This is a genomic window from Bordetella tumbae (genome assembly GCF_965139195.1).
Taxonomy (GTDB): domain Bacteria; phylum Pseudomonadota; class Gammaproteobacteria; order Burkholderiales; family Burkholderiaceae_B; genus Bordetella_A; species Bordetella_A tumbae.
Genome location: NZ_CBCSJH010000006.1, coordinates 162,633 through 180,644 on the forward strand (window position 1 = coordinate 162,633; position 18,012 = coordinate 180,644).

The 18,012-nt window shown below is 64.4% G+C and carries 24 protein-coding genes; all 24 read right to left on the reverse strand.

What is annotated here, in order from left to right; all coding sequences use genetic code 11:
* Nucleotides 1–5: 5 nt before the first annotated feature.
* Nucleotides 6–495, reverse strand: a 490-nt coding sequence (locus tag ACNA0J_RS09910; RefSeq protein WP_415789294.1) for a transglycosylase SLT domain-containing protein, incomplete at its 3' end; no start/stop codon positions are given.
* Nucleotides 477–1,202, reverse strand: a complete 726-nt coding sequence (locus ACNA0J_RS09915) for a TIGR03759 family integrating conjugative element protein (RefSeq protein WP_009459680.1) — start codon at nt 1,200–1,202, stop codon at nt 477–479. The genes ACNA0J_RS09910 and ACNA0J_RS09915, both read right to left, overlap by 19 nt.
* A 14-nt stretch (nt 1,203–1,216) precedes the next feature.
* Nucleotides 1,217–1,858, reverse strand: coding sequence for a hypothetical protein (locus tag ACNA0J_RS09920; RefSeq protein WP_009459681.1), 642 nt, complete (start codon nt 1,856–1,858; stop codon nt 1,217–1,219).
* The gene (gene pilL2 / locus ACNA0J_RS09925; protein WP_009459682.1) at nt 1,855–2,454 is read right to left on the reverse strand and encodes a PFGI-1 class ICE element type IV pilus protein PilL2; all 600 of its coding nucleotides are present in this window, start codon (nt 2,452–2,454) and stop codon (nt 1,855–1,857) included. Before pilL2 ends, ACNA0J_RS09920 begins: the two co-directional genes overlap by 4 nt.
* Before the next feature lie 147 nt (nt 2,455–2,601).
* A complete protein-coding gene (locus tag ACNA0J_RS09930; protein ID WP_009459683.1) occupies nt 2,602–2,808 on the reverse strand; it encodes a hypothetical protein in 207 nt (68 codons plus the stop codon).
* A 115-nt stretch (nt 2,809–2,923) separates the two neighbouring features.
* Entirely contained in the window at nt 2,924–5,203 is a 2,280-nt protein-coding gene (locus ACNA0J_RS09935) for a helicase-related protein (protein ID WP_019726337.1), read from the reverse strand.
* Nucleotides 5,204–5,338: 135 nt separating this feature from the next.
* The gene (locus ACNA0J_RS09940) at nt 5,339–5,644 is read right to left on the reverse strand and encodes a hypothetical protein (RefSeq protein ID WP_009459685.1); all 306 of its coding nucleotides are present in this window, start codon (nt 5,642–5,644) and stop codon (nt 5,339–5,341) included.
* 90 nt (nt 5,645–5,734) lie between these two features.
* A complete protein-coding gene (locus ACNA0J_RS09945; RefSeq protein WP_009459687.1) occupies nt 5,735–6,055 on the reverse strand; it encodes a hypothetical protein in 321 nt (106 codons plus the stop codon).
* Between the two features lie 51 nt (nt 6,056–6,106).
* Nucleotides 6,107–7,255: a DUF6094 domain-containing protein gene (locus ACNA0J_RS09950; RefSeq protein WP_219805742.1), complete on the reverse strand. Its 1,149-nt coding sequence runs from the start codon at nt 7,253–7,255 to the stop codon at nt 6,107–6,109.
* Nucleotides 7,256–7,280: 25 nt separating this feature from the next.
* Nucleotides 7,281–7,928: a hypothetical protein gene (locus ACNA0J_RS09955; protein ID WP_019726336.1), complete on the reverse strand. Its 648-nt coding sequence runs from the start codon at nt 7,926–7,928 to the stop codon at nt 7,281–7,283.
* A gap of 76 nt (nt 7,929–8,004) precedes the next feature.
* Nucleotides 8,005–8,265 (reverse strand): hypothetical protein, encoded by a 261-nt coding sequence (locus ACNA0J_RS09960; RefSeq protein ID WP_009459691.1) that lies wholly within the window; start codon nt 8,263–8,265, stop codon nt 8,005–8,007.
* Between the two features lie 16 nt (nt 8,266–8,281).
* Nucleotides 8,282–8,689 (reverse strand): hypothetical protein, encoded by a 408-nt coding sequence (locus ACNA0J_RS09965; protein ID WP_009459693.1) that lies wholly within the window; start codon nt 8,687–8,689, stop codon nt 8,282–8,284.
* 102 nt (nt 8,690–8,791) lie between these two features.
* Nucleotides 8,792–9,115: a hypothetical protein gene (locus tag ACNA0J_RS09970; RefSeq protein ID WP_009459695.1), complete on the reverse strand. Its 324-nt coding sequence runs from the start codon at nt 9,113–9,115 to the stop codon at nt 8,792–8,794.
* Nucleotides 9,116–9,209: 94 nt separating this feature from the next.
* Nucleotides 9,210–9,899 carry a DUF3275 family protein gene (locus ACNA0J_RS09975; protein WP_009459697.1) on the reverse strand — a complete coding sequence of 230 codons (690 nt, stop codon included), beginning with the start codon at nt 9,897–9,899 and terminating at the stop codon, nt 9,210–9,212.
* Between the two features lie 57 nt (nt 9,900–9,956).
* On the reverse strand, nt 9,957–10,874 hold the full coding sequence (locus ACNA0J_RS09980) for a DUF3577 domain-containing protein (RefSeq protein ID WP_009459698.1): 918 nt from the start codon (nt 10,872–10,874) through the stop codon (nt 9,957–9,959).
* A gap of 368 nt (nt 10,875–11,242) precedes the next feature.
* A complete protein-coding gene (locus tag ACNA0J_RS09985) occupies nt 11,243–11,596 on the reverse strand; it encodes a DUF3085 domain-containing protein (protein ID WP_009459699.1) in 354 nt (117 codons plus the stop codon).
* A 124-nt stretch (nt 11,597–11,720) separates the two neighbouring features.
* A complete protein-coding gene (locus tag ACNA0J_RS09990; RefSeq protein ID WP_019726335.1) occupies nt 11,721–12,533 on the reverse strand; it encodes a hypothetical protein in 813 nt (270 codons plus the stop codon).
* A gap of 288 nt (nt 12,534–12,821) precedes the next feature.
* A complete protein-coding gene (locus tag ACNA0J_RS09995; protein WP_009459701.1) occupies nt 12,822–13,100 on the reverse strand; it encodes a hypothetical protein in 279 nt (92 codons plus the stop codon).
* 97 nt (nt 13,101–13,197) lie between these two features.
* Nucleotides 13,198–13,935: a DUF5983 family protein gene (locus ACNA0J_RS10000; protein WP_009459707.1), complete on the reverse strand. Its 738-nt coding sequence runs from the start codon at nt 13,933–13,935 to the stop codon at nt 13,198–13,200.
* An 80-nt stretch (nt 13,936–14,015) separates the two neighbouring features.
* On the reverse strand, nt 14,016–14,702 hold the full coding sequence (locus ACNA0J_RS10005; RefSeq protein WP_009459708.1) for a hypothetical protein: 687 nt from the start codon (nt 14,700–14,702) through the stop codon (nt 14,016–14,018).
* Nucleotides 14,703–14,875: 173 nt separating this feature from the next.
* Nucleotides 14,876–15,268, reverse strand: a complete 393-nt coding sequence (locus tag ACNA0J_RS10010) for a hypothetical protein (protein WP_009459709.1) — start codon at nt 15,266–15,268, stop codon at nt 14,876–14,878.
* A gap of 21 nt (nt 15,269–15,289) precedes the next feature.
* Complete coding sequence (locus ACNA0J_RS10015; protein WP_003290186.1) at nt 15,290–15,502, reverse strand: hypothetical protein; 213 nt, start codon at nt 15,500–15,502, stop codon at nt 15,290–15,292.
* 331 nt (nt 15,503–15,833) lie between these two features.
* Nucleotides 15,834–16,391 carry a hypothetical protein gene (locus ACNA0J_RS10020; RefSeq protein WP_009459715.1) on the reverse strand — a complete coding sequence of 186 codons (558 nt, stop codon included), beginning with the start codon at nt 16,389–16,391 and terminating at the stop codon, nt 15,834–15,836.
* Nucleotides 16,392–16,633: 242 nt separating this feature from the next.
* The coding region (locus ACNA0J_RS10025; protein WP_415818710.1) for a DNA cytosine methyltransferase at nt 16,634–18,012 on the reverse strand (1,379 nt) is incomplete at its 5' end.

Genomic DNA, 18,012 nt, shown 5'->3' on the forward strand with positions numbered 1-18,012 from the left:
GCCCNCAGGACGGTGGTAGCGGCCGATCGCCAACAGCCAGTCTTCGCCGGACGTGTGCTGCTCCTTCAGGATCTCAGCGGCGATGGCGAGGTTGCGATAGGGGTCCAGCAGGTCGCACGCGCTGGTGAAGCGGTGCTTGTGGTAACCGAGGTTGATCTGGCCCAGGCCTGCATCGATGCGCGTGTGGGGCGTGGCGCGCATTGCCTGTTGCAAGCCCGAGCAGGCGTCGGCGCGCGTGGCGAAGCGGCGCGACTGGCCGGCGACATTGAGGGACCACGGCCACGGGACGATGCGCCCGTTGCGCCGAACACCGCTCTCCTGCAAGGCCACGGCGAAGAGCACGGTCGAGGGGATGCCCGCCCGCTGTGCGGCGAGTTGGTAGGCCGGTGGTGGAACCTCCTGGGCATGGACGGCGCAGGCGCACAGGCCGGTAGCAAGCACCAGTGCGCGCAGGAGCTGCGAGACGGAGGTGGCCGCTACGGCTGACGCTGCCATTGGCCGTTCACCTCGCGCACAGCCGCGGGCAAGTCACCGGGCAGGCCCAGCGACAGCCAGCGGCCGCCGTCGTGGTTGAGGGTAATGCTGCCGCTGCGCACGCGCGCCGGGTCGATCTGCGCGCGCTTGGCCCAGTCGCGGATGCGTGCATCGTCCTGGCGGCTGCCCACCATATACAGGTCGAACTCGGCACCCGAGGATTGCAGGCGCTGCACGAGCTGCCCACAGGCCGCGCAGCCGTCCTTGACGAACACCGCCATTCGGCCGCTGCCGCGCGCGGTGCCGGCGCCCGGCCCGTCGTCGGGCAGGTTCACGCGCTGCATGCCGGGGTTCAGGCGCTGCCAGGCTTCGTCGTAGGCGCGTTGGTAGGCGAGCAACTTCTCGACGCGGCGTGCTTCGATTTGCACCTGCAGCTCTGCATAGCGCCGCCGTTCTTCGTCGGTCCGTGCCTCGATGCCTAGGGCAGACAGCGGGTCCAGGTTGGGCGAGTAGATTCCCAGCGGCCCATCCATCAGCTCGCGGTAACGCACCCATTCCTGGGGTTGGAGGCCCCAGTTGCTTGCTACTCGGTCGTCCAGGACGCGGGCGGCCAGCGGGCGCTCCTGGCTCTGCGCATTGCGAGCGGGAGCCGTGGCTGACTGCTGCGCCCACGCGGGCCACTGGACTGAAGCCAGTAGGAGTGCGGAAAGGATGATCGACGGCTTCATGTGGTGTGCTCCGATCAGGGAATCGCCACGCGACGGGTCTGGTCGCCGGCTTGGAACACCGCGGCGCTGCCATCGATTGCCTGCAAGCGCCATGGGCCGACCGCATCACCGGGCAGCAGCACCTGAAGCTGGTCGGGCGTGAAGTCCCCACTGCTCGGCGCGACGGACACGCTGCGCTGGCCGGCGCGCAGTTCGGCGCCGACGATGCGGAACGGCAATGGCGGCGGTTCAGACTTGGCGGCGGGCTTGCTCGATGTGCGCGGCTGGACGGGGGCTGCTGCACGCGCGGCGGTCTGGCGCGTCTTGATCTGCTCGATCTCCGCGCGCAGCGCCTGAAGGTCGTCGGCGGCTGCGTAGCCGCTCAGTGTTTTCTCAACCTGGGAAGCGCGTGCTTCCAGGATTTGGCGGGTGTCTTTGAGGTCCGCCGCCGTTGCGACGGCCGGACGCTGCTGGATGGTCTCGATGGCCTCGGCCAGGGCCACCGCCTGCGCTTCGAGGCGTTGCAGACGGGAATCGAGCCGTTCCTGGTCGGCCTGGTCGCTCATCGCCTGGTAGCCGAGGGCCACGATGACGCTTAGACCGAGCAGCCAGAGCCAGAGCATGCTTTGCACCACCACGGCGGCGGTCGGGCGACGCGAAGATTGCGGAGCGTTCACGGCTGGCCTCCTGGAGTGGAAGGCATCAGCGGGAAGGTCTGCACCGCATCGGCGGCGGTCGGTTCGGGCATGGGTTCGGCGGCCACGCTGTCGCCGGGCCGCTCGAAGCAAATCTGTCGTGCGCGGTCATCCGCGTGCAGTTCCCAGGCCGGACCAGCCAGGGTGAGCAGCGCATCGCGCAAGGTCATGGGACCGAGATGCAGGTGCGCCGCCGGGAGCGGCAGCTCATACAGCTCGATCACGGCATGCGCCGTTTGGCACAGGCTGTAGCCGCTGCGCTTGAGCACATGCCGCAGCCCATCGCCGACCGTGGCGCGGGCATCCTCGGGCATCGACACGTCGATGGTCTGCAACAGCAGGTCGCGCTGCGCCGCTGTAGGGGCCAGTTCGACCAGCGTGTAGCGGGCGTAGCGCACGACCGGGATGTACTCGGGCGCTTCGGGTTCGGGCGCGGCCGAGACTTCCTCGATGGTGTCGGGCGCGACCGGCGCAGTCGTCGTCGCGCAGCCACCGGCCAGCACCGACCAAAGCAGGCCGAAAAATCCCGCCAGCAGGCGGCGTTCGGGATGGTGAAACCAGGGTGGAGAGGGGCACATAGCTCGGCGTCCTGAAACATCGAGCCCTCACCATCGCCGCTCGGGCTACGAGCGGCAGCAAACAATGCGAACCAGACAGCGCCCGATTTGCCGGCAGCGCCTTCACCAAAGAAAGGCCCCAAGTTGGGGCCTGTGAAAATGGGTCTCTTATTTCTCGTCGTCGATGCCCATGCGCTCACGCATTTCGGCGAGGAACGCCTCGGGGGCCATCAGACCATAGCGTGCCAGGCGCACAGGGATGTCCTCCGCATCGAGGTTCCCATCTTCGATGCGCTGCCGCAGGAAATCCGCAATCTCGGCTTCCAGCTTCCGTTGGGTGTCGATGGCTTCGGACGGTTGGGTGTTGGTATTCATGGAAATCTCCTTGGGATGAAAAAAGCGCAGCCACGTCCACGGAGAACGTGGGCGTGGCTGCAAGGTGGGAACAACAGAAATGCCGGCGGCGCTAGGCCGGCTTGTGGCGTGGGAATCAGGCGGCGACCAGTTGCCGGGCCAGTGCGACCTCGACGGAATCACCATCCTGGTTCAGGACATCCAGCCCCGATTCGGGTACATCGCCCGAGGTGGACTGCGAGACCATGATCTTCTTGGCCATCAGTTCGAGGCATGTCATCTGCGAGGAACCGGCGTAGCCGAGATAGATCACGCGCACGGGGTGCTTCTGCCCGATGCGCCAGGAGCGGCGGGCCGCCTGCTGGAGCGAGTACACGTTGTAGCCCGACTGCATGAACACGATTGTCGGGAAATCCAACAGGTCCAATCCCGTCTTGACCAACTCGGGGTTGGTGATGAGCACGTCGATGCCACGATCCAGTTGCTCGGCAATCCAGTCCTCGCGGCGGCTTGCATCCACGCTCGCGCGCAGCACCGCCACCTTGAAACCTTCCTGCTCCAGCAGTACCTTCAGGCGCGACGTGGTGTCCCGCGTGCCGGTATAGACCGTGTAGGCGAGGACCTTGCGGCCCTGCGCCTTCTCCTGTTTGCAGATATCGATCAGCTCACGCTCCTTGGGGCTGATCTCGAACTCGTTGAACTGAGCCGGGACGAACGCCAAGGTGTTGCGCGTGCGCGGATGCACCACGGTTTCCGACCGGAAGCAGCAATCCGGCCAGGCCAGCAGCACGTTGAGGACCACACCCAGCAGAGTCGTATCGCGTCGCGCCAGAGCCTGTTTCAGCTCCGCGGTCAGCCGGCCCGCCAGATCGCGGTAGGCCGCGGCTTGCGCCGTGTCCATCGCGACTTCGCGGAACTCTTCGTCATACGGCGGCAGGACGTTGCCGCCGATGTCCTTGAGCTTGAGGAAGATCGTGAACGGCAGGATGCAGCGCAAGACGCCCTTGGGGCCGAAGCCCGGGGCTTTGACCGTGCGCACCGATACCTTGGTGCCCTTGGCCGTCTTGTGCGCCGTGCCGGCGCTCTCGGAGTAGATGTCCTTCAAGACCCCGTGATCGCGCATGAACGCCATCGCGGCCGAGGTCATGCTGCCGCTCGTGGTCGGGCGGTAGCCGTCTTCGATCATCCGCCCGGGAAGGGCTCGGAACAGCAGGTAGAACAGGTCGTCCCCGTAGCCGCCCATCAACGTGCCGGTCAGCAGCAAGGTTTTGCGAGCCTTCGCCGCCAGCACGCCCATGGCTTGGCCCTGGGCACTGCCGCCGTTCTTGTACTCGTGTGCCTCGTCGGCGATGAGCAGGTCGAACGTGCCTTGCGGCAGGTATCTCTTGATGAACTCGGACGGCTGATAGCCGCCCTCGCCAAACCCGAACTCCATGTTGGCCATCGCGCGTTCCATGCGCGTGGCCTGACGGTCGGAGAACACCAGTTCGCCGTTGCCGTCCATGAGGTTGATGAACTCATGGATGTTGTCGCCGAGCATCGAGGCCAGGAAGCCGTCGCCGAACTTCTGCATCAGCTTCTGCGCGGTGACTTCCCCGATGGTCGGGATGCGCTTCAAGGCTTTGAGGACGGCCGAGGACTGATCGCTGCCGGACAGGCTTCTCGGGCGGATCAGCGTCCACAGGGGGGCGGCGCAGTGGCTGCACTTCCTGCGGGATTCCTCGGCTTCGAGTTCGACCGGGTTGACCGGCTCGCCGTCGAGATCGGTGATGACCGTGCCGCAGTCCGGGCACGCTGCCACGTTGCCGTGGCGGGTACGCCGCTGAGTGAAGACAGGCTTCCAGTGGAACCCCATCCGCATCCTGACGCGCCCCAGGACAAAGAACTCCTGGCCCGTGGGCTGCACGCCCAACTGCTCGCGTAGCTTGATGAGCTTGACCAAGGTATCGGGGCCGTTGAGCACCCACACCTTGGCGCCTGCTACCGTCTCCTGGATCTCGCGCCGCCACTTGTAAACAAGGTGCGGCGGCGAAAGAACCAAGGTGCGGCGGTAGCCTTCGGCGTTGAGCACGGCGGCCGTGGCGATGCCGACGGTCGTCTTGCCGCAGCCCATTTCGCCATTGACGATCGCGGCATGTTCGCCACGGTCAATCAGCAGCTCGGCGGCGGCATGGACGACTTCGGCCTGGGCCTGGAACAGCTTGCGCTTGAGGCTGGCGACGATGAGCTGGCGATGTGCCTGCGGTTGGCCGGTATAGACCGGCGGATTAGCGCTGTTGAGGGCGTCGAGCAGTTCGTCGCCGAACTCGCCGACGAAATCCTGAAGGCTCAGGGTCAGAGGGGAAGATTCCGCATCGAGCAGTTCGCCCTGTACGGGCGCGGCTTCAGCGGCATTGGTTTCGAGATCGAGGGACATGGTGATGCTCCAAAGAAAATGGGGCATGCACCACCCCCAGTGGGGCAGTGGCATGCCCCGTGGTGGGAAGTAAATCGGCGCGTGGCCGAAGGTGGTTGAAGGTGCTGGCCTGGATGGCCAGCGGGTGAACCGTGCTCAGTCCTCGGACGGCAGAACGATGACGGTGGCGCGGCGCTCCGCGTCGGTAACGATGCGAATGGCCAGCCCCGGGTGGATCACGTAGTGCGATGCCAGCGAAGCACCTGATTGAAGCGCGGTGCTGTTGGCCTGCCATTGCTGGACGTTGACGTCGCCCCAGTCACCACGGGTGTGGCGCCTGAAGTACGGGATCGGGTCGAGGCGACCCGAGCGGACCAGGCGGTCAATGCCTTTGCTGAAGATAAGCGCCCCGATGGGGAACGCCAGCCTCTGGCAGTAGGTTTCGATGCGATGTGATGCCATGGGCTCCTCCTTGAAAGGTTATTGAGCCACGACACCCCTGGCGGAGTGAAGTGGCTCCGTCAGGTGGATGAGAATGACGATGTGGGGCCGTCAAATCAGATCTTGCTCCTCGGATAGCTGGACCACCGTGGTTTCATGGTCCTCGCTGGTCTTGACGATCAGTGCCAGGTCCGGCGTGATCCTGAACTGCGAGATCATTAGGTTGTCCTGTTGGATTGCGACGTTGTTGGCTTGGCGGGTGGCCTCGTCGATCTCGCCCCAGTCACCGCGCACGTGGCGCTGGACATAGGCCAAGGGGTCGATCAGGCCTTTGCGTGCCAACCAATGCACCTTCTCGCTCAACTTCAGCGTACCCGGTGCGAACAACGGTTGCTTCTGCGGCGCGGGCCGCTTGAACGGGTTTGCGAACATGGTGTTTCTCCTTCGATGTGGGAATAGCAGGACGGCAGCGCGTCCGGTGAGTCAGCGGATGGTCAACACCTCGCCCCGTGTCGCGGAGCCAGGCGTCATGTCCCACGCGCGGATGACGGGCACAAACTTGTCGGTGAGGATGCGGGTCTCGGCGATCGAGCCGTCTTCGCGTTCGGTGAATTCACGCTGGAGCGTCTTGTCCTTGTGGGTGTCACCTTTGACGACGAGCACGCGCCCGGTCTTGGAGCGCACAACCCCCGAGATCGCGCCCGCGGCCAGAGCCAGGGCGAGATGCCAGTGGGACAAAGCCCGCGCCGGTGGACGCAGCGACTGCTGCGCGGCCCCCAGGTGCGTGTCCAGCGACGGCCAGAGGCCTTGCAGCCTGCCAACCTCGTCGGCGAACTGCTCGGGCTCCATCGTCACGCGGAAGAAATGCTCCGGCTCGGCCGGACTGGCGGGGACGATGTACGGCAGGAACGGCCAATCGCTCGGCAGCTCCTCGGCTTCGACTTCGCCAAGCCCAACCTGCAGCAGCAGATTGCGCACGGCCTTGACGCCATCGGGAGCCTGTTCACGCTGTCGCACCCTTCGGCCGAAGATCACCACCTGCTTGAATTGCGTTTCCACCGCTCGGTAGATGCGCAGGTCCGTGTAGTGGCGTGTCAGCCAACCGACCAACTCCGCGTCGAGCACGTAGCCGGGGACGATGAAGACCAGCACGCCGCCGTACTGCAACAGCGACAGCGAACGCTGATAGAACAGCTTTTCGAGGCGGGCACGGCCCTGGCCTTGGTAGCCGATGTTGCCGTTGACGTCCTTGGACAGGTCGCCATACGGCGGGTTGAGCCAGAGCAACCCGAAGGATTGCTTGGAGACCATCGTGTCCATCAGGTCCGCGTGCAGGCAGTGATCGACCAGGCCGCGGGCATGACGTGCCCGCTCCGGGTCGAACTCGACGGCGAACGCCTTGGCCTGCTCGCGCCCGAGGGCATGGGCGGCTTCGGCGATCGCCACGCCTTCGCCGGCGCAGGGATCGAGGATGCACATCGGCCCGTCGCTGGGCATCAGTGCGTTGAGGGCTCTTTCGAGCGTGGGTTCGTCGGTCGGGTAGTAACCGTTCTTGGCGAAATTGCGGGCAAGCCGCGGGAACATGAGGGCCATGGAAGTCTCCTGGTTGGCGGGGAGGAATGGCGGAAGCACGCCAAGGCGTGCCTCCGCAGGTGGGTCAAGCCGCTACCGCTTCCGGCGTCCAAATCTTGGCCGGATACGGATAGGCGGTGAGTACGTCACTTCGGATCAGGGAACCCAGCGCCAGGGTCAGCGCCGGCACGTCGATGGCGAGCCGATGGCCTTCCAACGGCCCGAGGGCGAACGGAAGGCGGGCCAGCATCTCGCGGGTTTGCAGCAGTTCCAGCACGGTCTCGCGCCAGTGGTCGAGCAGCGGCAACGGGCAGGTGTCCCGCACCAGCATCCACAGGCGGTCAAGCCGGTGGGAGCTGTCGCGTGGCAGCAATGCCAGCGCGCTGGCGTTGGCCTTGTCGGGCTTCACGCAACGCCGGTCGAACAGCCACACGTTGGACAGCGAACCGAACAGCGTTCGCCGGTAGGCGCGGGTCATGCGCTTTTCCAGGCGATCGACGTTGCCGACGAACACCGGGACGCTGCCGCCCTGGTCGGTGATGACGTGGAACTGGTCCAGTCCTTGCTCGTCGCGCCCGAGGGTCAGGCGAGCGAGGAACTGCTGGACGGCGGTGTCGCGCGCCCAGATGGACAGGAAGATCAGGTTGCCCTGGTCATCGCCGACGCAGGCGTCGGCCATCACGTCCGGGCATTCGTCGATGCGGTACAGCGTGGAAGAAGTGTTTGCGGGCATGGTGGTGTCCTCGGATGAACGGGAACAGCACCGCCCGCCGGGGCAAGTACTGCCCCAGGGGGTGGAAGAAAATCGCTCAGTCCGGCTCGAACTGCCGGGTGTGCGGGTTGAAGTGAAGCGCCTCGTCCACCGCGGTGATCGGCGTGAAGCCGTCCAGGTAGATGTTGTTGAGGTACTGGTCGCGGTAGGTCAGCGCCTGCCGCGCCTGTTCCTCGGTAAGGCCGTTGCTGATGAAGTACTCCTGCATTTCCTCGTCGGAAGACACTTCGTCGTTGGACAAACTGCCTTCAACGAGTTTCAACAGTGAGGCGGGGAGCGCAGCCAGGATCGGGTCCATGTCGGTTCCTCCTGACTCAGGCCAACAGCGCCGCGGCGGGTGCCGTGGATGCCGTGGGGGTGCGCCGCCGCGCGTGGTAGGCGCGAACGCCTGCACGCCAGTCGGCGGACTGCTCCGGCGTCATGTCGAGGTAGCTCAACGGGCACGAGTAGTAGTACGGGTGCATGGACTCGTCCAAGGGCTTGTAGCCCCATTGGCTGCCGCTGCGCTCCAGAAGATCGCAGCGGATGTAGCGCAGGGACTGGCCCGGTGCGAGATCACGATGCACGCCTTCGGCCCTGGCCGTCACTTCCGCGACGGACCAGAGGACGTTGCCGCGCAGCGTGTGGGCGATGACCTTCACGCTGGCGCGCTCGGTCTCCTGCGGTGCGATCAGTTCCGCGATCAGTTCAGACCGCGATTGGGGAGAGAAATACCAGCCCATGAGAGGCCTCCTGAAGAATGTAGAGCCAGAGGCCTCCCCGTGGGGAAGAACCCCCAGCGGGTGATGGAATGCCGCGTGTGCGGCGATGGAATGCAGTGCGGGCTAGGAACCGCAACCGGCCGGGCAGCAACCCAGCGTGATCCCATGCGAACAGCAGCCGTTTTCAGCGAGCCAGTCCTGGGTTTCCTGCCGTTCGGCGGGTGTTGCGTAGTCCCATTCCTGGGTCGCGATTTCCAGCGCATGAACGCGCTGGCTTTCCGGCAATCGACTGGCTTGCGCGTCGATCTCCGAGCTGAAAAGCGTGACCCAGTGATCCCAGGACAGGCCGCAACCACGTTGGGCATGCTCGGCGGCCGTCTTGCAAACGGCGCGCCACGCGGTTTCGTCCAGCGCGGAACGGGGTGTATCGCAAGTGATGATGGACATGATGGAGACCTCCAGAAGAAAGCCGAGGCCACCCCCGCATGGGGAAGGAACCCCGGCGGGTGGATGAAGAACACCGCGGATGCGGTGTCTGCAATCACGCAGGTTGCAGTTCGGCCTGGCGGCTCCACTCCTGCGTCTTGAAGTCCAGCGCGTAGCCCAGTTCGCCCAGGCGGGCGATCTGCGCGCGCAGGGTGCGGCGGTCGATGGTCGAATCCAGCTTCACAGACTCGCCCAGCGGCCACAACAGGCCGAACAGCGCGGCGTCGCCATCCTCGGTGCTGCCGGGGGCAGCAGCCGCAGCAGGCGGCGCGTCCACGCCGAAGGGCGTGGTATCGACCAGCGGGTCCGCGGACGTCTGCACGGGTGCAGGTTTGGCGGACCTGGATGCCTTGGCGGGCTTGGCCGGCGTTGTCGCAGGCTGTGTCCCTTGCTCTTCATCGAGCGGATCGACTTCCTGCGGAGCAAAGCTATGTGCTTCGGCCTTGCTCAGCTTGTCGATGCCGAAAAGTGTCATACCGTCCAGGTTGGCGCGCATCTCGAAACGCATGCTGCCGTCGCTGATCGGATAGCCTTTGAGGAAGATGTAGCGAAGAACGAATTCCCCTTGGTACTTGCCCTCGGGGTATTGCTCCAACTCCGCGTCTTTAATCGTGAACTTGCCGAGTTGGCATTCGAGCTTGCCAACGTTGAACTTTCCGTTGCGGCCGTGAATGGTGCGCAGCGCGAGCTGGCCCGGGACGATGATGGGCGTGGCCGATTTCTCGGGTGCCGATGTGACTGCCATGATGCTTCTCCTTGAGGAATAGGAAAAAGGCAAGGCCCCGTGAGGGGCCATGCCGGATCAGAACGAAGCAGCCAATGCCGGCTCCTGCTCTTCGACTTCACCTGCGGGCTCGCGCTCGGCGGACTCGATAGGCTGGTCGGCAGCGGTGTCGGCGGCATCCTCGGCTTCGGGCGCGGGTGCGTCCTCGGCCTGCGGCGCCTCGGCTTGCGCCTGGCTCGTCGGATAGACCTGGGTGCCGTCGATCTTGATCAGACCGATGTGGATCAGCGTCGATTCCAGGCTCGCTCCCGGCTCCCCGGCGCGCTCACCCTTGGTGCGGATGTACGGATCGATCTTCATGTCGTTCAACTTGAAGGCGATCAGCACCTTGCGGTCCCCTTCGATGGCCTGCACGCACCGGCGAACCAGGTGCTCGGCTTCAGGGGTGGCGACGATGGTGTCGAAGTACCGATAGTCCGGTTCACCGACAGGCCCGGCCAGAGCCGCGACGCAGCACGACAGGAACGGATCGCCATCCTTGGGGGTGACGTCCTTCGGACGGCTGAGGTAGCCGATGCCGCGGGTGATCAGCTCGTGCTGCTTGATGGAAGCCAGTTCGGCCCGGTCAAGCGGCTCGGCCTTGAGCAGTCGCGCCTTGAGGGACGCGGCGGCTTCACCCTTGCGCTCGCCCTTGTCGCGGATGTACGCATCGCCCCACAGGTCGCCGAGGCGGAAGCGCACCAGCGGGCGCTGCTTGGGATCGTCAACGCCGATGTAGCGCTGGACGAGGTTCTTGGCCTCGGCACCCGAGACCTTGACGTCGAAGTAGCGGTAGCTGGGGTCCCTGGCGGGGCCGACCAGCGCGGCAACGGTGCATGCCAGGAAAGGCTGCGCACGGCGGCCGCCCCGGACAGGCACTTCACGGACACGCTGGATGTAGCCGATGCCCGAGGTGTGGAGGTCGAAATACGATTTCTCGTTGGACGTGGTGTTCATGGTGAATCTCCATAGGGAAGAAGCGGAGACACACCAGCCCCACGCATGCGGGGAAAGGTGCGTAACCCCGCGGTGGGTCGATAAGGCGAAAGCATCCGCCACCAGAGACTGGTGGCCGCTCGCGGATGGATGCGGTGCGAGCTGGCTCGGTCACGCAGTGGGAACTGCGACGCAACCTCGAAGACCGATGGTTGCCTGGCATGTCGCTGACAACGTCAGCAGGCATGGGGTCAGCATGGCCGGGCCTCGCGCGCGCGACAGCAATCAATCGGCATCCGGGCGCTTCCCATTTTTTCCAGGCTGCCCAGTTCCGCCCAAAAGAAAGCCCCCGAAATGGGGGCTTCAAGGGGTATGCGGACATTTTTGGACTACGCCGATTCCACCGCCGCCAGTGACAGATACGTAGCGGTGGCGGACAGCTCCAGATCATCTGAGCTTTGCAGAATGCGAGTGAAAACGCTGTCTTTCGGGTCGAAGAACTCGCCGAAATCGTCGCCGCCAAGCTCGGCGCGTGCCAGTTCCCACCAGTCATCGAACGGGTCGGTATCCGGGTTGCAGCCGACGGCATAGGCCAGCAGCTTCACGCGGCCATCGGGGCGGCGCTCTCCGCGCTCGGCGAGGAAGTACACGCCCTGGTCCTTGGCCAGGGCGACGCGGCATTGGTTGGCGATGGCCTCGGCAAGCACGGGGCGCAGGTCGGAGCCTCTGAATCGCAGTGACATGGTTGAAATCTCCTGTATGGATGAAGAAAAAAGCCCTCCACCGAAACGGATGGAAGGCTTGTGGGGCAGTCGCCGGTAGGCTGTGGACTGATCAGTCGTGCCGCTAGGCTTCCTGTCTGGCGCGTCAGGCTGGAACCGCCTGACGTTGACGAGAGGCTTTGGCGTCGATCACGCTCACGCCGATCAGGCGCCAGCGCCCGTCGTCGATGAGCCGCTCCAGCACTTCACCGAGCATGTCGAAATACACCTCGTCGTGCCTATCGATCAACTCACCGTCGCGGTGCAGCTCCACCACGTAGGTGTCGCCGCCACGGTCGTAGAGGATCGTCACCTGACCCTCGAACTTGGTGGTTGAGACCGTGAAGCTGATCGCCGGCGGGGTCTCGATGATCTTGGAGGGCTTGGGATCGACCCAGGCGAAGTCGCGGGCACCTGCATCGACCAGCATGTGGGTGATGCACCGGAACCCGTCGGGCGCGGGCATCTCCTCCAACTGCTCGATGAGTTGGCCCAGCTCCATGCACTGCGGCTCGGGAATTGGCAGCTTGGCGGGTGCTTTGCCAAGGATATGCCTCGTGATGGTGTAAGGCGTGCCATCCGAAGTCTTCTCGGTGACGACTTCCGGGGTGTCCGCGCGCAGCCCGTCGAAACGTCGCCGGGCGTAGGGTTGGACATGGACCTTGGCGCCCTCGCTGGGAACGGTGGTCACCAGGTTGGGATCGAGCACGGCGAACTCGGAAGGCTTGAGCTTGACGACGATGGCATCGTCGGTCGCGGAGACCACCTTGCCGTTGAAGGGCTGAGGGTCGATGGCGAAGCCCAACGTCGAGGACTGCGGCTGATCATCGAATACGCGGTATTTGAACGAACGCACGTTGCGAGGCATATGGCCCGCGACAAGCGAAGGCATCATGGATTTGATGAGGGAACGGTCCATGGGAATCTCCTTGAGGAAGAACAAGGGATTCCCCGCCCGCAAGGGAGAGGTCCCTTGTGGGTGGCGTGAACGGACGGGGTACGTCCATAGGAAGAAACGACCAGCACGGTTTCCCGCACTTGCAGCCTTGAAGGTCTCGGCTGCCAGGGCATGTGTCGGCAACGCCGACGAACATGGAGCAAGGATGGCTCTGGAATGGGCGGCCTGCCCGCAAGAAATCGCACAGCGTCGCACCCGCTTTCCTGCGCTGCGGACAAGAAAAAGCCCCTCGAAAGGGGCTTGGTTGGGTCAGGCTTCGTACACGAAGTAGTGCTCGCGCTGACGTGGGAAGAAGACATGCTTCCATGTATCGCCGCTGGTGTTGCCACCGTCGAAGACGACCATTTCGTAGTCGTCAATGTCGGTGTCCACCAGGTCGGCGCTGGCGATATGGCGCATGTGCAGCGTGCCGCTCATGCGCTCGAATACCAGGATCTGGCCGATGGCGTCGTCCTGGCCCATGGCATTGACGCAGGCGCCGAGCTGGTGCTCGAAGTCTGGCGTGCGCGAGATGAGGTCGGGGAACATGAGGTTGCTCCTATGAAAATGGATCAGCCCGGTTCCGGGAGGGAGACGGGCCGGTATGGGGGAGAACAAAGAGGAAGGATGTTGCGTCGAGCGGCTGCTAGGATTCGGCCAACGGCAGGCCCAACAGCACGGGTGCGTCGGCGTCGAGAATCAGGATGCGCACATCGGCCTGGCCAGCCAGTTCAATGACGTTCGCCAGGTCATCCGGCATACCCTTGCTTCGGTGCTCCTGGCGAAGCTGCTCCGCACTGATGCCCTCGGCGTGGTCCAGGTTCTTGTCCGTCCAGGGGGTGGAGATCAGCTTGATGCCGATCGCCGGGCTGTACGGAACCCGGAACGCGATGAACAGGAAGGCCTCCGGCGTGGCGAGGTCTGCCAGGTTGGCGAGGTATTGGCTGGTTTCCTCGCTTATGTGCGCGCTGCTGATTTCCCAGCACCGGCTGTAATAGCCGGTCTCGAAACTCAGGCGCTGTACGACCTCCCGCGCTGCCTCTGCCGAATAGGCGTCGCCGACGTGGATGGGGCGGCCGTCGAAGTCATCGCCATGGATGGCATAGACCACGGCGCCGATTACGCCTTCGCCGCTGACACCTTCTCCGGCATCGCATTCGGCCAGTACCTCGGCACTCACGGGTTCGGGACCATTCCTGACTACGGCGAAATCGCTGGTGACGATGCACGAGGATGAAATCATTTCCTCGTCGGAAAGGTGCTTTTGGCTCGGGTGGATGATTCGCCAGACATGCGGGCTTCCATCCTCGTAGCTGATGCACAGCGTGCGGACGATTTTCAGATTCCAGTATCCGCGGAGAAAGGGATTGGGTTTCAGGGACATGGGAACTCTCCAGATTTGAATAATGGAGCCAATCCCCGCCACCGGGAATTGGACCCGGTGGGTTGAAAGTGGAAAATGCGTCAGTCGGCGCTGATCGTTGACGTCTGAGCCAGCCGTTCGGCGATGCGATGGCGCACATTTAGGCGAAATTGCTCATCGGTGATGCCGGCAAGCAGGTTGGCGGCCTCCAGCGCGATCAACGCTGAGGCCTCTTCGATGTCGGCGGCCAGGATGGTGTTGCGCAGTTGATCGCCGAGTTGAAGCGCCTGCGAGGACGTTCTGAAGACCTGGACCTCGCGGCTCAGGTAGCAGCCGTTGCCGCCGAACTCGAATAGCCTTGGCTTGCTGCAATACCAGCAGCCCTCAAACTGTATGGCGGTCAGGTTATGGCCATCATCGAAGCGGGTAGCGATCAGAAGCAGGGCTTCCAGGTCCGCGCTGTCCTCGAAGTGGTGGTGCTCTATCAGGTTCTCCAGCTCCCCGTCCTGGTCAGCACCGAAGTGCGCGGCCAGCCGTTCAAGCAGAGGCGGAATCGACAACTCTTCGTCGTCGGGCATGGGGATTCCGAGTTGTGTGGCCAGGTTTTCCAGACCGTCCAGCACATCTGTCCAGCGTGGATCATTGGTCTCGGCGATCTGGGCGATGTAGGCCTGCCCATTGCCGGGATGGTTTTCGTCGAGCGCGAAGGCATCGAACAGTGCCTTGATGACGGGAGTAACGCGGTCGAGCACGAGAACGCCCGTGCCTTCGTAGTAGTTGTTTGCCATGCTGGCTCCTTTCGAGAAGAGCGGAGCCAGCCCCTGCGGACGATGGCATCCGCAGGGAATAGCCCAGGGCCGTTGGCGCCGGGCGATGGGGAAGAAAAATTGAGGGACATGGCCTTATGAGCGCATGTCCCTCACGGGAGGATCGAGAAGACAGTGGCGTGCCGGAGACCGACTCACCAACCGCTGTAGTTCACCAGCAGGTCGGCGATGACCTTGCGGCGTTCCAGATCGAGACCGTCGAAGTCCGACAGCCCGTGGAAGTGGCAGCGCTTGAGCATGGCACCGCCCTCGCGCGCGTTGTAGAAGCTGACCATGGCGGACAGGAACATGCGTTCGCCGCTGCTCAGGACGCCGAGGGCATCGTTGAGCCGCAGCATGTCGGGACGCAAATCCCACTTGGTGTTGGCCCGGTTCAGGCCTTCACGGGTGCCGTCGCCGAACCACTCGGGACCAGCAATCTCGACACCGCGCTTCCAGGCCTCGAAGAAGGCTTGGGGCGCGGCAGCGAAATGCTGCTCTTCCCGCATGATCTGATCGACGACTTCCCGCGGCAGTAGCTGGTTCATGATGTGATTTCTCCAGTTGGATCAGGGAATGGCGAGCTGGGACCAGCCGCCTCTTTCGAGGGCGCGTTGAGCCGCGGCATAGCTGCGGAAGTACTCGCGGGATTCCCGCGAAACGGGACCTTCGGTATCGCGCGTGCCGATGTAGTGGCCGGCGGCGCTTTGCAAGACTTCGAGCGGCAGGAACTTGCCGCAGTAGGTCAGGGCCAACTGGCCGAAAGAGGCTTGCTGGGACATGGACGGGCTCCTTGGAAAAGCGGGGCCTTGTCCCTCACGGGATGGCAGCTCCCGCACGCGGTTGATAAAAAGCATCAGCGTCACGGGGACGCTCATCCGCAGAATTGATGCGATGCGGACTGGTGGGTGACGCGGGAGAGACCCGCGGCAGCCTGGAACCCTGGCTGCTGGCATGTGCTGACGAATCAGCGAACATGCGGGCAGCTTCTTGCGAGGGCCGTGCTGCGTCAGTTGGAAAACCGCATCCGGCACAGCCCCGATTGATGGGCTCAGAGAAAAGAAAAGCCCCGCGTCGAGTGCGGGGCTGTCAGGAGGGTGCGGTGGTGCTGGGTCAGTCGGGCTTGTCGCCCAGGACATGCTGCTTCCACAGGTCGAATGCCTGCTCGGGCGGCAGCTCGGCGAGGATGACGATGGGCTGGGCCTGCCGGGCGCGCAGCGAAGCGAAGTACGACTTGCGGTCGGCGATGGCCTTGAGCTTGATGCCCTTGATGAACAGCAGTTTGCGGTCCTTGATGAACAGCACCTTGTTGCCGATGTCGCGGTTGAACGCGGCTCGCACCTTGCGTTCCGCGTGCATGGCATCGGCCAGCTCATCGACCAGGAAGTCGAGCGTCATGGCGATGTAATGAGGGTCTTCACCCTCGTGGCCCAGGTCGAGCGGCGCAGGCGGCAGGCCCTTGGCGAAGGCTTCGGCCTGCGCCAGCAGCGCCGCCTTGCCGTTGAGTGCGTGGAGGAACGTCGAGCCGCCGTGGCCGTCGTTGCGGGCCTCGGCGATGGGAATGCCGTCGAACACGATGGTCGCGGTGAAGCACAGCGTTTCCTCGCTGGCGAAGTCGGCCACCTTGAGGTTCTTCAGCGTGATGCGGTCTTGCTTGGTGATGGTTTCCATGGGAGATCCTGAAATCGACCGGGTGGCGACATGCCCCTAACGGGACGTGGCGACCATCCCGTGGGTTGGAGAAAGGAGGCATCGATGCCCCGGTGGGCAGCGTTCGCCGGTGAGATGCCGAAGCGAACTGGTGGGTGGCGTGGGCGGAACCCACGGCAGCCTTGACACCCTGGCTGCGGGCTGCTGCCGATACATCGGCAATGCAGGGAGAGAATGGCGCGGCCGGCAGGCTGCGTCGTCGATCAATCCGAATCGGTCAAGTCCGTCTTGTGCAGGCACTGCACCAGCCGGTTGCCCAGCCAAGCCATGCACGGGACGGCCATGGAGTTGCCAATCGCCTTGTAGCGCGGAGCGTCTGCGGCAGGCTTGCCGCGATACGGGATCAGCGTGTAGTCGTCGGGCATGCCCTGCAGCCGCTCGCACTCCATGGGCATCAGCCGCCGCACCCGCCATTGCGACCAGTCCGCTGCACCGGATTCATTCCAGTCGTAGCGGAAATGTGCCTCGAAGTCGGGGGCCAGGACATGGGGCTTGTCTGCGCCGCCGCCGCTGGTACGCAACGCCGCTGCAACGCTTCCGCCCAGTTCGGCGGCAAGACCCTGCGTCCGTCCCCGCAGGGCAACGCAGGCCACCATCGGCACACCGTAGCCCGGCTTGCCGTTGGACAGGACGGTGCAAGACACCTGTCCATGCCCCGACTCGAAGCGCACTTCGCCGCGGTTGTTCTGCGCGAAGGCGATGGCGGGTACGACGCCTGCGTTCGCATGGCTGTTGCGATGCCCGCCGGCACGCAGCGTCGGCGTCAGGTCGATCGTGGCGTCCGCGCCGCTGCCCTGGGCGGTGAAGGCGATGATCGGCACGCCCTTTCCCGTACCGTCCTCGCTGCTGCCCTTGCCGTTGTTGGCGGTGTCGAGGGTGTGGGCGATGCTGCCGGCGATGGACTGCACCATGAACGTCTCGGTGCGGATGTCGTGCTTGGGACCCGCGGCCATCAGGCATGCCGCAACATCGACGGGGCCGATGCCGCCGCTGAATCCGAACGTCGTCGTGACCTTGCCGTAGGGCTGGTTCAGTCCAGCGAATCCTGCGTATCCGCCTGCTGCAGCAGCACCCGATCCAGCAGCGCGGGCAGCTTCTTGCCACGGCGCGCGGCCCGCAGAAGAATCCCCGCGCAGGCCTGTGCGCTCAAAAAGTACTTCGGAGGGATCGAGGTCATCACCACCACATGCCACAAGAAACACGCGCTTGCGGCGTTGGGCGACACCGAAATATTGAGCGTCGAGCACGCGCCAGGCGATGCGGCGGCGGGGTCCAGACACACAACCAGCGTGCGCCCATTTTTCCCCTGGCGGCTGGAGCGCACGGCTTTCTCCGGCCAGTGCTCCCAGGAAATGCCCGAAGGCATTGCTGCGGTCGTTGAGGACGCCGGGGACGTTTTCCCAGACGAGCGTTGCCGGCGGGCGGCGGTCTTGGTGGCGGGTTTGGTCGATGGCATTTGCAAGCTCCACATAGGCAAGGGTCAAGGCGCCGCGCGGGTCGTTCAGCCCCTGGCGCGCGCCGGCCACGCTGAACGACTGGCACGGCGTGCCGCCGACCAGGATGTCGGGCGCTGGCACGGTGC

Bases quoted from the DNA above. Each gene is read 5' to 3' on its own strand.
- ACNA0J_RS09980 (WP_009459698.1), bottom strand. From the start codon at position 10,874: ATGAACACCACGTCCAACGAGAAATCGTATTTCGACCTCCACACCTCG.
- ACNA0J_RS09940 (WP_009459685.1), bottom strand. From the start codon at position 5,644: ATGGCATCACATCGCATCGAAACCTACTGCCAGAGGCTGGCGTTCCCC.
- ACNA0J_RS10005 (WP_009459708.1), bottom strand. From the start codon at position 14,702: ATGGCAAACAACTACTACGAAGGCACGGGCGTTCTCGTGCTCGACCGC.
- ACNA0J_RS10020 (WP_009459715.1), bottom strand. From the start codon at position 16,391: ATGGAAACCATCACCAAGCAAGACCGCATCACGCTGAAGAACCTCAAG.
- ACNA0J_RS10015 (WP_003290186.1), bottom strand. From the start codon at position 15,502: ATGTCCCAGCAAGCCTCTTTCGGCCAGTTGGCCCTGACCTACTGCGGC.
- ACNA0J_RS09985 (WP_009459699.1), bottom strand. From the start codon at position 11,596: ATGTCACTGCGATTCAGAGGCTCCGACCTGCGCCCCGTGCTTGCCGAG.
- ACNA0J_RS09995 (WP_009459701.1), bottom strand. From the start codon at position 13,100: ATGTTCCCCGACCTCATCTCGCGCACGCCAGACTTCGAGCACCAGCTC.
- pilL2 (WP_009459682.1), bottom strand. From the start codon at position 2,454: ATGTGCCCCTCTCCACCCTGGTTTCACCATCCCGAACGCCGCCTGCTG.
- ACNA0J_RS09955 (WP_019726336.1), bottom strand. From the start codon at position 7,928: ATGCCCGCAAACACTTCTTCCACGCTGTACCGCATCGACGAATGCCCG.
- ACNA0J_RS09945 (WP_009459687.1), bottom strand. From the start codon at position 6,055: ATGTTCGCAAACCCGTTCAAGCGGCCCGCGCCGCAGAAGCAACCGTTG.
- ACNA0J_RS10010 (WP_009459709.1), bottom strand. From the start codon at position 15,268: ATGAACCAGCTACTGCCGCGGGAAGTCGTCGATCAGATCATGCGGGAA.
- ACNA0J_RS09930 (WP_009459683.1), bottom strand. From the start codon at position 2,808: ATGAATACCAACACCCAACCGTCCGAAGCCATCGACACCCAACGGAAG.
- ACNA0J_RS09960 (WP_009459691.1), bottom strand. From the start codon at position 8,265: ATGGACCCGATCCTGGCTGCGCTCCCCGCCTCACTGTTGAAACTCGTT.
- ACNA0J_RS09990 (WP_019726335.1), bottom strand. From the start codon at position 12,533: ATGGACCGTTCCCTCATCAAATCCATGATGCCTTCGCTTGTCGCGGGC.
- ACNA0J_RS10000 (WP_009459707.1), bottom strand. From the start codon at position 13,935: ATGTCCCTGAAACCCAATCCCTTTCTCCGCGGATACTGGAATCTGAAA.
- ACNA0J_RS09970 (WP_009459695.1), bottom strand. From the start codon at position 9,115: ATGTCCATCATCACTTGCGATACACCCCGTTCCGCGCTGGACGAAACC.
- ACNA0J_RS09915 (WP_009459680.1), bottom strand. From the start codon at position 1,202: ATGAAGCCGTCGATCATCCTTTCCGCACTCCTACTGGCTTCAGTCCAG.
- ACNA0J_RS09975 (WP_009459697.1), bottom strand. From the start codon at position 9,899: ATGGCAGTCACATCGGCACCCGAGAAATCGGCCACGCCCATCATCGTC.
- ACNA0J_RS09935 (WP_019726337.1), bottom strand. From the start codon at position 5,203: ATGTCCCTCGATCTCGAAACCAATGCCGCTGAAGCCGCGCCCGTACAG.
- ACNA0J_RS09965 (WP_009459693.1), bottom strand. From the start codon at position 8,689: ATGGGCTGGTATTTCTCTCCCCAATCGCGGTCTGAACTGATCGCGGAA.